A 13,901-nucleotide genomic window follows, 5' to 3' on the forward strand; every position below is an offset into this window, starting at 1 on the left:
TTCCGCTCTCCCCCTCCCTTGATGGGAGGGGGCCGGGGGTGGGTGAAGCTGCCAAATGCGTCACATGTGGAACCTGCCCCAACCCGGTTAAACCGTCCCTCAGGCGGAGGTCCCGGGGTGGGGCAAATAACCCAAAAGGAGATTTGAAATGAAAAAGATGTCACTTATTCTTGCCGCGGCAACCATCGCCCTGTCCGCACCGGCTTTTGCCGCCACGGATCACGGCAGCATGAACATGGACCATGGCAGCATGAAGATGGATCACGGCGCCGCCAAGGGCGTAGCCCACGAAGAGGTCGTCGACGGCGTTAAGGCCACCTTCAAGGTCACCACCATGAAAGAGGCCATGAAGGACATGGGGATGGAGATGCCCAAGGGGGTAAAAGAGACCCATCACATCTCGGCCGCCTTCGTCGACACCAAGACAGGTAAGCCCGTCACCGAAGGAAAGGTGATGATGAAGGTCGTGGCTCCTGACAAGACCGAGCAGACCAAGGAACTCATGGGGATGCACGGCCACTTCGGCGGCGACTTCGACCTCGCCAAAAAGGGCAAATACGGCATCATGTCGAAGTTCCAGCTGAAGGACGGCAAGACCCGTTCGGCCAAGTTCTGGTACACCGTGAAGTAGCCTGAGTGAGCTGATACCTGCACCCGAACCCCCTCCGGCCCTGCTGCGAGGGGGTTCTTGTATTACTTGTGCATAGTTGCTCCTGCCGGCTTCCCTCCCCCCCGCCTCCCGGAGGGCGAGGGGGGACTCGCACCGTGCCCTTCCGGGAAGGGGGGCATCGGGGAAGGTGCTTGTGCGGAAGTCAGTGGCCGTTGCGTCCCCCCCTTGTCAAAGGGGGGACAGGGGGGATTTGCCGCAGGAGCGGCATCGTTGCTGCGGTTCGCGCCCGGGAGGGCGCTCCTACGAAAGGGAGAGCCGGCACCGCTTTGGGGGATTTAACCGGGACCATCACGAAATGCTATCCCCATCAAATGAGCAGCACCCCAAGCGTCCCCCCCCTTTGTCAAAGGTGGGACAGGGGGGATTTGCTTTTGTCGGACCCTTGCCGTAATCTGGGGCGTGTCGAAAATCCTACGGCGACTGGAGGATATTCTCCACCTCTTCCGGAGGCCTCTTCGATCCGCAATGCGTGATCCCGGTGATGGCGGGGCCTGATCCCCTCATGAACCGGTGGCACGCAACTTGTATTTATCGCACCATTCGCTGTTTGACACCCGGTGCCGCACGCTGCGGCTCCGGACCCGGAGCTTGGAGATGAGAAAAAGAACGGCCCTCAATATCGGTCTGGTCCTCGCGGTGGTGGCTATCCTCGGCGTCTTCGCCTTCTATGTCCGTATCGGCGCGACGGCTGATGCCGTGGTGGTGCTGAGGACTTCGGGGATGACCTGCGGCAGTTGCATTTCCAAGGTCACCAAGGCCCTCCAGTCCCAGAGGGGGGTGGCCTCGACGGAGGTCGACCTCCAGGGGGGCTGGGTCATTGCCGGCTACGACTCCAAAATGGTGGCGCCGGAGAAGCTGGCCAGGAAGGTCGCCGGCACCGGTTTCGACAGCAAAATCCAGGTGGTGCTGACCCCGGCGCAGTTCAGGCGCATCACCGGCCACGAGGTGGGCAGTCAGACCGCGGTGGCCGGCGGGTGCTGCGGCTCCAAGGGGTGCGGCGGGAAATAACCGGTAACGATCGGGAAGGAAACATACGCAGGTCAGACAGGCATCGATGCCGTCAAAAAGGAGCTACAGCATGGAAATGGTGTACAAAAGCAGCATCAAGTATGGAGTGATGGTCGTCCTGGCACTGGCAGTCGCGGCGACGGTCTCCTTCGCCTTCGGTATCCCGGGGCTTGGGAAGTTCGAGAAGGTGAAGCCGGTGAACGGTGCCGTCTCCATTCCTCTCTCCAAGGTCTCCGACGGGACTGCTCACTACTTCAGGCTGGTCGACGGGGGCAAAGAGCTTAACTTCTTCGTGGTCAAGGGGAGCGACGGTCAGCTCCACACCGCCTTCGATGCCTGTGACGTCTGCTATCGCGAGAAGAAGGGGTACGTGCAGCAGGGTGACCAGATGGTCTGCAAGAACTGCAACCAGAAGTTCGCCATAAACCGCATTGGCGCAGCCTCGGGCGGCGGCTGCAACCCCTCGCATCTGGCCTCCACCGCCGACGGCAAGAACGTCCGCATCAGCGTCTCGGAAATAAAGGGCGGGGCGAGGTTTTTCTAGGCTGTTTGCCCGTGGCACCTTCCCCCAGGGGGCGACACATCTGAAGGAATCAAAATGAAATTACACAACATCTCCTTCAACAACCTCAGGCGGCGCAAGGCGAAGATGGCCTTTCTGACCATCGGCCTGATCGTAGGCATCGCCACCATCGTCACGCTGGTGACCCTGACCAAGTCGATGTCCGGGGATATCGAGCGCAAGATGGACGAGTTCGGCGCCAACATCCTGATCACTCCCCAACAGAATGGTCTGTCGATGAACTACGGCGGCATCAACCTCGGAGGGGTGACCTTCGACCAGAAGGATCTCGACGAGTCCGAGCTGGCGAAGATAAACACCATCAGGAACAACAAGAACATCTCGGTGGTGGCTCCCAAGGTGCTGGGCGGGGTGCAGGTGGCCGGGAAACAGGCGCTCCTTATCGGGGTGCAGTTCGACAAGGAGCTCAAGCTCAAGCAGTGGTGGAACATCTTCGGGGAGGCCCCCAAAGCCGCCAACGAGCTCCTGGCGGGAAGCGAAGCGGCGCACGTGCTGAACGTGATGACCGGCGACTCCCTGGTGATCAAGGGTGAGAGCTTCAAGGTTGCAGGGATACTGGACCAGACCGGCTCGCAGGATGACCAGCTCATCTTCGCCCGGCTGGACGTGGCCCAGCGGCTTCTCCACAAGGAGGGGCGGCTCAACTTCGTCGAGGTGGCGGCCCTTTGCTCGGGGTGCCCGATCGGCGACATGGTCCTGCAGATCGCGGAGAAGCTCCCGGGTGCCAAGGTGAGCGCCATACAGCAGGTGGTGGAAGGAAGGCTCAAGGCCCTGGACCAGTTCCGCCGCTTCTCGTACGCGATGGCCGCGGTGGTGGTCTTCATCGGCTCGCTGATCGTCTTCGTCACCATGATGGGGAGCGTCAACGAGAGGACCACGGAGATCGGCGTCTTCCGTGCCATCGGCTTCAGAAAGAGCCACATCATGAGGATCATCCTGCTGGAGGCCGCCGTGGTCGGGGTGCTGGCGGGGGTGCTGGGATATGCCGCCGGGATGGGCGGGGCGAAGCTGGCGCTGCCGTTCATGGCGGAAGGCAAAGAGGTGCTCCTGGTCTGGGACGGACTGGTGGCCTTCGGTTCGCTGGGGCTCTCGGTGGTCCTGGCCCTCCTCGGGAGCCTCTACCCGGCGCTGCACGCGAGCAAGATGGACCCGACCGAGGCGCTCAGGGCGCTGTAAGCGGCTCCAGCTTCCAAAACTGTCATTCCCGAAGCGATTCTGATCGGGAATCCAGCTCCTAAGGACGTGAAAACTGGATCCCCGATAAGGGCATTCGGGGATGACAATCTCGTAGCGGAAGATTAGCGCCAATTAGTTCAAGGAACGAAACCATGTCACTCATCGAAGTAAAGGAAGTCCGGAAGAGTTACGCAAGCGGGGAGGAGACGGTCGAGGCTCTGCGCGGAGTCGACCTCTCCATCGCCCAGGGCGAGTTCATCACCATCATGGGGCAGTCGGGATCCGGCAAGAGCACCCTCCTGTCCATCCTGGGCGGGTTGAACCGCCCCTCGCACGGCACCGTGGAGATGGGGGGCGTGGACCTCTATGCCCTGTCGGGCGAGAAGCTGGCGGACTTCCGCAGCCAGCGGCTCGGCTTCGTCTTCCAGTCGTTCAACCTGATCCCCTACCTGACCGCGGTGGAGAACGTCATGCTCCCCCTGGCCATCTCGCGGATGAAGGGGAAGGAGAAGGAGGCTGCGGCCCGGGATGCCCTCGCCCGGGTGGGGCTGGCCGCGAAGGGGGACCGACTGCCCAACCAGCTCTCCGGCGGGGAGCAGGAGCGGGTGGCCATCGCCCGAGCCATCGTCAACCGCCCCGACATCCTCTTCGCCGACGAGCCGACCGGCAACCTCGACTCCCAGACCAGCGTGGAGATGATGAACCTCTTCCGTACCCTTAATGAGACCGGCCAGACCGTGGTCATGGTGACCCACAACCCCGAGAATTGCGACTACTCGGACCGTACCATCCACATTAAAGATGGACTGGTGGCTGTCGGGAGTTCTTGACACCCCTCTCCCGTGGGGTGTATTACAGAAGACAGGATGCACCACCGGGGGTAGCGGAACCAATGACAAAAGACACCAAAGACGAACGGAAACGATCGCACCTGAAGCTGGTGGTCAACAACACCGAAATCAGGAGCGCGCGTCCCGCCGGTTCCGAGCAGGAATTCATCCCGCTCGAGGACCTGATCGCCAACCGCGACGGCTTCCGCCCTCCCTTCTACCGCGGCATGGGAAGGCTGCAGGCCAAGGGCTACCGTTCGCTGGAGCGCTTTCTCCAGGGAAGGGGTGCTCCCTACGGCATCGACCCGGTCCACGGCAAGGTACTGGTCCTCCCCGCTGGCAGCGTCTCCCCCGAGGCGCTCGAGTTCGGCTCTCCCCAGGACGAGGTGCTGCTCAGCATCTCCGAAGACGCCGGCGGCTCCGGTCTCTGCTTCTCCCTGGAAATGATCCTCCCCTACTTCAGCGAGGACGACGCGGTAATGGAGGAGGCGCTCCTCTTCGCGCCGGTGCTCCAGTACGGCGCGCTCTTCCTGGAGGAAAACCCCCACGACGGCCTCCTGGACCTGATCTACCGGCTCTCCGTGCCGCTCTACCCGCCCCTTCTCACCACCAGGCTTGCCGAACGCATGTTCTCCATCTTCTCCTTCGAACTCAAAGAAACCTTCCTGGCCCTCTCCGACTACCCCGAAGGGTAAGTGGAAAATAATTTACCGCCCGTCGCGGGCACCCTAAAGTTCCTTCGCCCGCCGCCGATTAGCTAGAGCGCCGACACTGATTTAATGTGGCCGCTCGCCGGGCAGGAAGAGCGCCTGCGAGTTGAGATAATTAAGGACCTTGCGCCGCCGGGCTTCCAGCGTCGATGGCCGGGCCGCTCCCAAGGTGCCGGGGCGCTAGGCGCGAGACGGCTCATTTCATGTTGAAAACTTTCCCCAAATCTGCTAAAGATCTGTGGAATTTTCCCTTTCTGCGCAGATTGCCCTGGGTGGACTGCCTTTGGCGGTGCTGGGAGTGCTCGGCGGGGTCATTTCGGGTGGGAGTGAGAGATGGCTTCGGGCCGTTGCCGCTGCCCTTTTGCGCCGGTCTGCCGGCCAGTCTGCGAGGCCGGTATACCCGCAACGGGTACCACGATAACAGTAATCTGCATCTTTGCAAGCCGCGCCTGACATTTTTTTTGAATAAATTCTAATCGCCACCTTTCCCGGTAGGATGTCATCCATGAAGATCCGTGCTGCTGTTTCAATCGCGCTCACCTCTCTGGCCCTTTTCTCCGTCGGCGTCGCCCGGGGGGAAACCTGCCTGACCTCGGCCTGCCATGCCGATATCGCCGCCATCAAGATGCCGCACGCGCCGGTGAAGGACGGCGACTGCCTCAGCTGCCATGTGAAGCGGGGGAAGGAGCATCCGGTCAAGGGGGTCAAGACCTTCGAGCTGGCGGCCAAGGGGAGCGCCCTGTGCAAGACCTGCCATGACGGGATGGGGAAGAAAAAGAACCTCCATGCTCCGGTCAAGGAGGGTGACTGCCTCTGCTGCCACAAGGCGCACGGGACCTCGGAGCGCTTCCTGCTGGAGGTCGGTGACGACCGGACCCCTCTTTGCGTCAGCTGCCACGACGTGGAGGCCTTCAAGCAGCCCTACATGCACGGCCCGGCGGCGGTCGGTTCCTGCACCGAATGCCACGACCCGCACGAGGCGGACCTCAAGGGGCTCCTCAAGGGGAGCGTACGCGAGCTCTGCCTCAAGTGCCACACCGATTTCATCAAGCCCTTGAATGAATCGCCGGTTGTCCACCCGCCGGTCAAGAACGACCCCTGCACCGCCTGCCACAACGCCCATGGCTCCAAGGTGGCCATGTTCCTGAAAAAAAAGATGCCGGACCTGTGCGTCGGCTGCCATGCCAAGATGGGTAAGAAACTCGCGGCCGTCACCGTGCCGCACAAGCCGGTCCAGTCGGGAAGCTGCGGCAGCTGCCACTCCACCCACTTCTCCAACTCCAAGGGTCTTCTCCCCTTCGACGAGAAGACCACCTGTCTGAGCTGCCACGACACCGACAAGCTGGGGAACCCGCCCCTCAAGAACATCAAGAAGGAGATCGAGGGCAAGAAGTACCTGCACGGGCCGATCAAGAAAGGGTCCTGCAAGGCCTGCCACGACCCCCACGGCTCGCAGAACTTCCGCATGGGGGCCGGCCCCTATCCCTCGGCTGTCTACACCCCGTACAAGGACGGCAGCTACGGCTTCTGCCTCAAGTGCCACGAGAAGAACCTCCTCACCTACGCGGAGACCACCATCTACACCAACTTCCGCAACGGCAAGAGGAACCTGCACTACGTGCACGTCGCCAACCTCCGCAAGGGGCGCAGCTGCCGGGTCTGCCACGCACCCCACGCCAGCAACGGCGAGAAACTGATCAATACCGAGGGCGCGGTCTTCGGCGACTGGAAGATCCCGATCAACTTCAAGATGACCTCCACCGGCGGCAGCTGCGCCCCGGGATGCCACCGCAAATTCAGCTATGATCGCAACAAGCCCGAGATTTACACCAAGTAGTCCGGTTTAGGTTGATAAAGCGCGACGGTCGCGTGGAACATACATGCCATGGCACAGGAGCAAGTGATGTTAAAGACGAATTTCCTCCCGGTAGTCAAGAGAAGCAGTATCAAGATGGCAATGGTGGCGGTTTTGGCCCTGGCGGCCTCCTCCTTCTCCGGCTGCGCCAGCACCAAGGTGAGCAGCGGCCCCGTCTTCTTCCCGCCCGAGCCCAATCCGCCGAGGGTCCAATACCTGATGGGGATCGGCGACTCCAGCGACGTGGAAGTCAAGAAAAGCTCCTTCTCCCTCTTCATGTTCGGTTCCGACGAGGCCGACAGGGTCAAGTCCTTCAGGAAACCTTATGGCATCACGGTCCACAAGGGGAAGATCTACGTTGCCGACGTCGGTCTGGGGACCCTGGTGGTCGTCGACCTCCCCAAGAAGAGCTTCGAGTACTTCAAGGGTGACCATGGCCCTGGCAAGCTGAGAAGGCCGGTCAACGTGGCCTTCGACGGCGCCGACAACATGTACGTGGCCGACTCCGGCCGCAAAGAGGTGGTGATCTTCAGCCCCAACGGAACCTTCCTGCAGGCCTTCGGGCGCGAGGCCAAGATGAACCCCATCGACGTGGCGGTGTACGGCGACAACGCCTACGTGCTGGACATGGACAACAGCCAGATCGACGTCTTCGACCTGCAGACGAAGGAGGTCGTCAACCGGATCGGCAAGGGCACCGAGGACACCGCCGGGCTCGCCATTCCCATCAGCTTCTCCCTCGACAAGAAGGGGACCATCTACACCACCAACATGGGGAGCAGCAGCGTGCTGAAACTGGACCGTGACGGTCATATCCTCGGCTCCTTCGGCAAGGCCGGCGACGGCTTCGGCGACTTTTCCCGCCCGAAGGGGATCGCGGTCGACAAGGAAGGTCGCATGTACGTGGTCGACAATGGCCTGCAGAACGTGCAGATCTTCAACGAGTCCAACCGGCTGCTGATGTACTTCGGCGAACCCGGGCTCCCGGTCGGCTCCCTGACCCTGCCGGTAGGGATCGCGGTCTCCGACGAGAACCTCCCCTACTTCCAGAAGATGGCCGACCCCAACTTCGACCTGGACCAGATCATCTTCGTGGCCAGCCAGTTCGGCAAGGACAAGATCGCCATCTACGGCCTCGGCAAGATGAAGGGGTTCGACGAGGCGGCCGCGGCCAAGCAGAGAGAGGCGGACCTGAAGGCGGCCGCGGAGAAGACCGACAAGAAGTAGCGGACGGCGACGAGGGACTTGCTGCAGATGGTAAAACCTGGAAAAAAACTCGCATCTTACATCATTTGTGGCTTTATCGCCGCGGCCGGTCCCTCCCTGTTGGGTGGCTGCGACACCATCACCCGGCACAAGGTGCTGACCACCGTCTTCGACGGCGTGCCGAGCCTCCCCCCGGCGGAGCAGATCTGCTCCGAGTACGCCGAGCAGAGGGTCACCCAGGTGCGCGAGGAGTTGACCGGAAAGAAGGGCGCCTCGAAGGACGCCCCCGTTCTGGAGGACTCGCAGCACCCTCCGTACCAGGAGAAGAAGTGCGACTCCTGCCATGACAAGACCAAGGAGGGGGGGACCATTCTCCCCAAAAGAGAACTCTGTCTCATGTGTCACAAAGACTTCTTCAAGGGACCCTTCCTCCACGGCCCGGCCGCAGTCGGCGACTGCCTTGCCTGCCACCTCCCGCACAACTCGAACCACAGCCCGCTCCTCAAGGCCAGCAAGGCGGAGATCTGTGGCACCTGCCACCGGGAAACCCGTGTGGCTTCTGCCATGCACGACAAGGTCAAGGCCCAGCACATGGTGTGCGTCGATTGCCATAACCCCCATTACGGCAATTCGGGTTTCTTCCTGAAATAGCGGAGCGTGGATGAAGTCGAACAATTCTTTGATACTGTTCGTCCTGCTCCTTGGGGTAGCTGCGACCGCGGAAGAGGCCCAAGCCCAGAGGACCGGCCTCTTCAGCTTCAATAATTTCCAGCAATGGGTGGACCTTAACTACAACTACGACGGGCAGCGGATCAGCGGCGGCCAGACTCCTGCCTCCTCGTCGTCGCAGCACCGCTTCGACGAGAAGTACCACTTCAGCGTCGACTACACCGTCTATGACCGCAGGATACTGCAGGGTATCTTCACGGGCGACCTGGACCTGAACCAGGAAGCGACCACCTCCAGCAGTAACTCTTCCCACGGGGATAACGTGGGCGTCGACTACAGCATGGCGGGAGAGCTGCTGAACCGCTCCCTCTTCCCGATACACTTCAGCCGCCTGCACCAGAGAACGTACATCCAGCAGTCCTTCATCCCCTCCTACACGCTGCTGACCGATTCGAACTACCTCGACCTCTACCTGAAGAACAAGTTTCTTCCCTTCCGGGTGAGCTACACCAACAGCAACAACGAGACCACGGGCCTGGTCCAGGACCGCAACCAGAGCACGAATATCGTGAATGTGGAGGCTCACCACGTCATCAAGGATCTGAGCAAGACCGACTTTACGCTGTCGTCCTACACGGATCGCACCGTGGTGAAGAGCGGCAACCCCACGCCGGATACCCGCAAGTACGAGCTCACCCTGCGCAACGTGACCCTGCTCGGTGACAAGAGCTCCAACCGCACCCTGGACACGCACCTGCTGGTGGCCCAGTTCTCCAGCGTCTTCCAGGACAAGACCTTCAACCTGACCGAGATCCTGAACCTCCCGCTCGGCAAGGCCCTTAACAGCGGCGGCGACTTCTCCTACGCCAACAGGGAGACGATCTTCGACGGCGCCGCTACCAACCAGACGACCAGCATGGAGCATGGCTGGCTGCAGCATCAGCTCTTCGAGAGCCTCTCCACCCGGCTGGACCTGAACGGCAGGCAGGATAAGCTCTCCTCCGGGAACGAGGACGACGTCTCGGGAGGCGTTGGTCTGAACTACGTGAAGAAGCTCCCGTGGCAGGGGAGCCTTCAGCTCAACCTCACCGAGACCTTCCAGATCACCGACCGCGACCTGGGAAGCCCCACCGTGCCGATCAAGGAAGAGCACGTGGTGAAGTATCTGGACGGCAGCACGGTTGCCCTGGACGACATCGAGTTGTTTCACACCGACGTGGATCCGGACGTGCCGCTGACGGTGATCAACACCTTGTCGACCTCTCCCAACTTCAACGTCACCTACCAAAAGGACGTCGACTATATTCTGGTGACCGAGGGGAACAGGACCAAGATCAGGTTCGTCAAGTTCGACCGGATCCTGGTGGGAGACAAGCTGCTGGTCTCCTACTCGTACCTGGTGAGCCCCCAGGTCAAATACGCCACCACCTCCACCAGGGCCAGCGGCACGGCCTTCTTCCGCGACGGACGTTACCGGATCTTCGGCAGTTGGGCCCACAGCAGCCAGGACTTGATTTCGGGGCGCGCGGAGGCCGTGAAACTCTCCGACTCCAAGGTCACCAACTTCGGTTTCGAAACCAGCCTGGACGCCACGAAGTATGGAGCCACTGTGGAAGTGGTCGACTCCACCCAGGATCAGCACCAGGCCTACAGCGGCTATTACAGCTACAAGGCAAACTTCGGCCGGAGCTCCGGTTCCATCAACCTGATGGACCGCTACGTGGTGACAGACTCTGTCGCCTCCATCGGTTCCACCGGGAGCAGCGTCAACTCCTCCAACGTCTCGCTCAACTACAACAGACCCTTCCTGAGCACCGGCAACGCCAACTTCACCGCCAACTACACCAAGTCGTTGGGGAGCAGCATCGACCGGGACGACATCTCGCTGATCGCCAACCTGCGCTGGGTCTACGGCAAGCTGAACTTCTCCCTGCTGGGCCAGCAGGACTGGAGAATCTCCGGCGGGCAGACCACCAGGAACGATCAGGTCCGTGTCGTGATTGTGAGGTATTTCTGATGTACAGCGAGGCAGCATGAGATTGAAGACGGTTGAACGGCAGGGGCGCCCGCTGAGGCGGCTGCTCCTCGCGCTGGCGGCGGTGACCGCGGCGGCCCTGGCTGGCTGCGCCACCATGCCCGAGGCGACACTCAGGACCACCAGCGTCTCGAAGCCGGAGCTGCAGTGGCCCCCGCTTCCCCAGGTGCCGGTGGTGGTCTGGGTGAAGGAAGTGAGGACCCCCGCCGATGTCGGCGTGGTCAAGGGGTTCTGGACCCGGGTGGCGGAGTTCTTCGTCGGCGAACACGAGGAGCAGATCCGCAAGCCCTACGGCGTCTACGCCGACGAGCGCGACAGGCTGCTGGTTGCGGACGTGAAGCTCGGCGCGGTGCACCTGATGGATTCCAAGGGGCATGACTACCAGACCATCGGAGGCCGGGGCATTTTCAGGAGTCCCATCGCGGTGGCCGAGGACGAGCGGGACAATCTCTACATCACCGATTCGGGGGTGGGGACGGTCTTCAAGTACAACTTCCAGGACAAGAGCCTGACCCGGCTCTCGGCCTTCAAGATCGCCCGCCCCACCGGCATCGCCTATAGCCTTAAGAAGAAGCTCCTCTACGTTGCGGACACCAGCTCCCACCAGGTGAGGGCGGTCGGGCTGGACGGAGTGGAGCAGTTCCAGATCGGCAGCCGGGGAAGCGGGACGGGGCAGTTCAACTATCCCACCGACCTCTTCGTCGACCGCCGCGGCCTCCTCTACGTCACCGACTCCCTGAACTCGCGGATCCAGATCTTCTCGCCGGAGGGGGACTTCCTCAAGGCATTCGGGGAGGCGGGCGACACCTCGGGGAACCTGGCCCGCCCCAAGGGGGTGGCGGTGGACAGCGCCGGGCACATCTACGTCTGCGACGGTCTTCAGGACACGGTCCAGATCTTCGACGACGCGGGAACGCTGCTGCTGGAGATCGGAGGCAACGGTTCGGAGCCGGGGCAGTTCTGGATGCCGTCCGGGATCTACATCGACAGCCAGGACTACATCTATGTGGCCGACTCCTACAACCAGCGGGTGCAGGTCTTCAGATACCTCAAGCGCTAGCCGCCTGGGGAGCTTTGGCTCGCATCAACTGTCAGGCCCTTATCGGAGCTAACCATGTTTCATCGCAGGAGCCTCATATTGACCTTCACCGTTATCTGCGCCTGGGCGGGCGTGAGCGGTGCCGCGGGGAAGCCGCGAGGGACCATCGTCACCGATACCCCCCACAACCTCTCGGTGACCGGGGGCGGCGGCGCCCACGACGTGAAATCGGCTACGCAGGGCGAGGTCTGCATCTTCTGCCACACCCCGCATCACGCCACCCAGACTCCCCTCTGGAGCCGCGACGTCCCCTCGGACGGCCGCTACCAGCCCTACGAGTCGACCACCATGAAGGCATCACCCAAGCCGGACCAGCCGCAGCGCGGCTCCCGGCTCTGCCTGAGCTGCCACGACGGCACCATCGCCCTCGGCTCCATCGGCCCGGCCAGCGAGAACGTCACCCTCGACTCCGCGCTGCCGGTCATGCCCTACGATCCGGACCCCCGCAAGAATGCCAGGATCGGCACCGACCTTCGCGATGACCATCCGATCTCCTTCGCCTATCCCTCGGTCAGCGCCAATCCGGAGCTCTACGACGCCTCGACCCTGGCGGGAAAGAAGGTCAAGCTGATCGACGACCTCTTCGTGGAGTGCAACTCCTGCCACGACCCCCACAACAACCAGTACGGCAACTTCCTGGCCATGGACAGCAGCGTCAATCATGACACCCTCTGCAACCAGTGCCACAACAAGACCAACTGGAACGAACAGGATTCGCCTCACCGCACCGGTGGGAGCCAGTACCCCACCGTTTCCGGCCAGGTAGGGGCCTATGGCTGCATGAACTGCCACCTGGTCCACAGCGCACAGCAGGGTGAGCACCTGGTGAAGCTGAGCGAGGTCGGGGCGGGCGAGGAGACCAACTGCTACCTCTCCTGCCACAATGGCTCCCCCTATACCGACGTCTACAGCGACTTCAACACCAAGACCTACACCCACCCCATCAAAACGACCACCGGCGTGCACAAGGAAGACGAAACCCTTCCCGTGTCGCTGGCCCAAAAGCACGTGGAGTGCGTGGATTGCCACAACCCTCACCAGGCTGGGCTGCAGGGCTCGCCGCTGGGTTCGACGACGCCGCTGCTGGGGCCGGCCTCGGTCGCGCCCAACGTCAACGGGCCGCTACGAGGGGTGCGCGGCGTCGACGAGACGGCCACTACCACTGTCGACAGCTCCAGCTACGAGTTCCAGATCTGCTACAAGTGCCATGCCGGCGGGGCGGCAGACAACTTCATCAACACCGGCTACACGCCGCCCAGGCGTCTCTACCAGGCCTACAATGAGCGCCTGCGTTTCACCCCCGGCAATCCTTCCTACCACCCGGTAACGGCCACCAGGAAGGGGAACGGGGCGAGCCTCTTAGGGAAGTACCAGGCCTCGATGCAACGGATCTATTGCAGCGACTGTCATCTTCCCCACGGCTCCAACGAACCGCACATCATGCGGGCCCAGAACTACGACACCTATCCGTCCATCACAACCAGCTATCCGCTGTGCTTCAGCTGTCACGACTCGCTGTACCTGCTGGACCCTGGCAACCCGACCCATTCCGCCTCGGCAGGCATGCACAAGAGTCACGTGCTCGATCACGCAGGCAAGCTCGCCCCCTGCTCGGCCTGCCACGATCCACATGGGACGCCATCGGTCACGGGAGCCAATTCGAACAACGCCGCTCACCTGGTCAACCTGGACCGGCGCTATGCCGGCGACACGGGGCTCTACGATGCGGGAGCCAGGACCTGCACGACGACCTGCCATAGCGCGGTCTACCCCGCCTACACGTTGACACCGTGACCGGGGGGGATCCCCCCCACGCTACTCCGTTACCAATCCCGGCGCCACAGGCCGCCATCAAGACCAGGGTATTTCACCTGGTCTTTTTTATTGATTATCGCTAATCTTCCGCTACGAGATTGTCATCCCCGAATGCCCTTATCGGGGATCCAGATTTCACGTCGTTTAGGAGCTGGATTCCCGATCAGAATCGCTTCGGGAATGACAGCTTTGGAAGCTGGCGGAAGATCGGTACTAATCCTAATAATCATTGACTCTTACCTGTT

General features: G+C 61.8%; 12 protein-coding genes. All 12 read left to right on the plus strand.

Features of this window, described 5'->3' with window-relative positions:
* Positions 1–148: 148 nt before the first annotated feature.
* Positions 149–631 (plus strand): hypothetical protein, encoded by a 483-nt coding sequence (locus tag AC11W3_RS00625; protein ID WP_484091397.1) that lies wholly within the window; start codon positions 149–151, stop codon positions 629–631.
* Positions 632–1,264: 633 nt separating this feature from the next.
* Entirely contained in the window at positions 1,265–1,678 is a 414-nt protein-coding gene (locus tag AC11W3_RS00630; protein ID WP_484091396.1) for a heavy-metal-associated domain-containing protein, read from the plus strand.
* A gap of 70 nt (positions 1,679–1,748) precedes the next feature.
* Positions 1,749–2,222, plus strand: a complete 474-nt coding sequence (locus AC11W3_RS00635) for a Fe-S-containing protein (RefSeq protein ID WP_484091395.1) — start codon at positions 1,749–1,751, stop codon at positions 2,220–2,222.
* 54 nt (positions 2,223–2,276) lie between these two features.
* Positions 2,277–3,437 carry an ABC transporter permease gene (locus tag AC11W3_RS00640; RefSeq protein WP_484091394.1) on the plus strand — a complete coding sequence of 387 codons (1,161 nt, stop codon included), beginning with the start codon at positions 2,277–2,279 and terminating at the stop codon, positions 3,435–3,437.
* Between the two features lie 152 nt (positions 3,438–3,589).
* Entirely contained in the window at positions 3,590–4,267 is a 678-nt protein-coding gene (locus AC11W3_RS00645) for an ABC transporter ATP-binding protein (RefSeq protein ID WP_484091393.1), read from the plus strand.
* A gap of 62 nt (positions 4,268–4,329) precedes the next feature.
* Complete coding sequence (locus AC11W3_RS00650; protein WP_484091392.1) at positions 4,330–4,962, plus strand: hypothetical protein; 633 nt, start codon at positions 4,330–4,332, stop codon at positions 4,960–4,962.
* Between the two features lie 520 nt (positions 4,963–5,482).
* Complete coding sequence (locus AC11W3_RS00655; protein ID WP_484091391.1) at positions 5,483–6,814, plus strand: cytochrome c3 family protein; 1,332 nt, start codon at positions 5,483–5,485, stop codon at positions 6,812–6,814.
* A 66-nt stretch (positions 6,815–6,880) separates the two neighbouring features.
* The gene (locus tag AC11W3_RS00660; RefSeq protein WP_484091390.1) at positions 6,881–8,059 is read left to right on the plus strand and encodes an NHL repeat-containing protein; all 1,179 of its coding nucleotides are present in this window, start codon (positions 6,881–6,883) and stop codon (positions 8,057–8,059) included.
* A gap of 27 nt (positions 8,060–8,086) precedes the next feature.
* Positions 8,087–8,689 (plus strand): cytochrome c3 family protein, encoded by a 603-nt coding sequence (locus AC11W3_RS00665; RefSeq protein ID WP_484091389.1) that lies wholly within the window; start codon positions 8,087–8,089, stop codon positions 8,687–8,689.
* 10 nt (positions 8,690–8,699) lie between these two features.
* Positions 8,700–10,724 (plus strand): hypothetical protein, encoded by a 2,025-nt coding sequence (locus AC11W3_RS00670; RefSeq protein WP_484091388.1) that lies wholly within the window; start codon positions 8,700–8,702, stop codon positions 10,722–10,724.
* 16 nt (positions 10,725–10,740) lie between these two features.
* Complete coding sequence (locus AC11W3_RS00675; protein ID WP_484091387.1) at positions 10,741–11,802, plus strand: 6-bladed beta-propeller; 1,062 nt, start codon at positions 10,741–10,743, stop codon at positions 11,800–11,802.
* Between the two features lie 54 nt (positions 11,803–11,856).
* The gene (locus AC11W3_RS00680) at positions 11,857–13,635 is read left to right on the plus strand and encodes a cytochrome c3 family protein (RefSeq protein WP_484091386.1); all 1,779 of its coding nucleotides are present in this window, start codon (positions 11,857–11,859) and stop codon (positions 13,633–13,635) included.
* The last annotated feature ends 266 nt before the right edge of the window (positions 13,636–13,901 follow it).

Source organism: Geomonas sp., assembly GCF_056994735.1.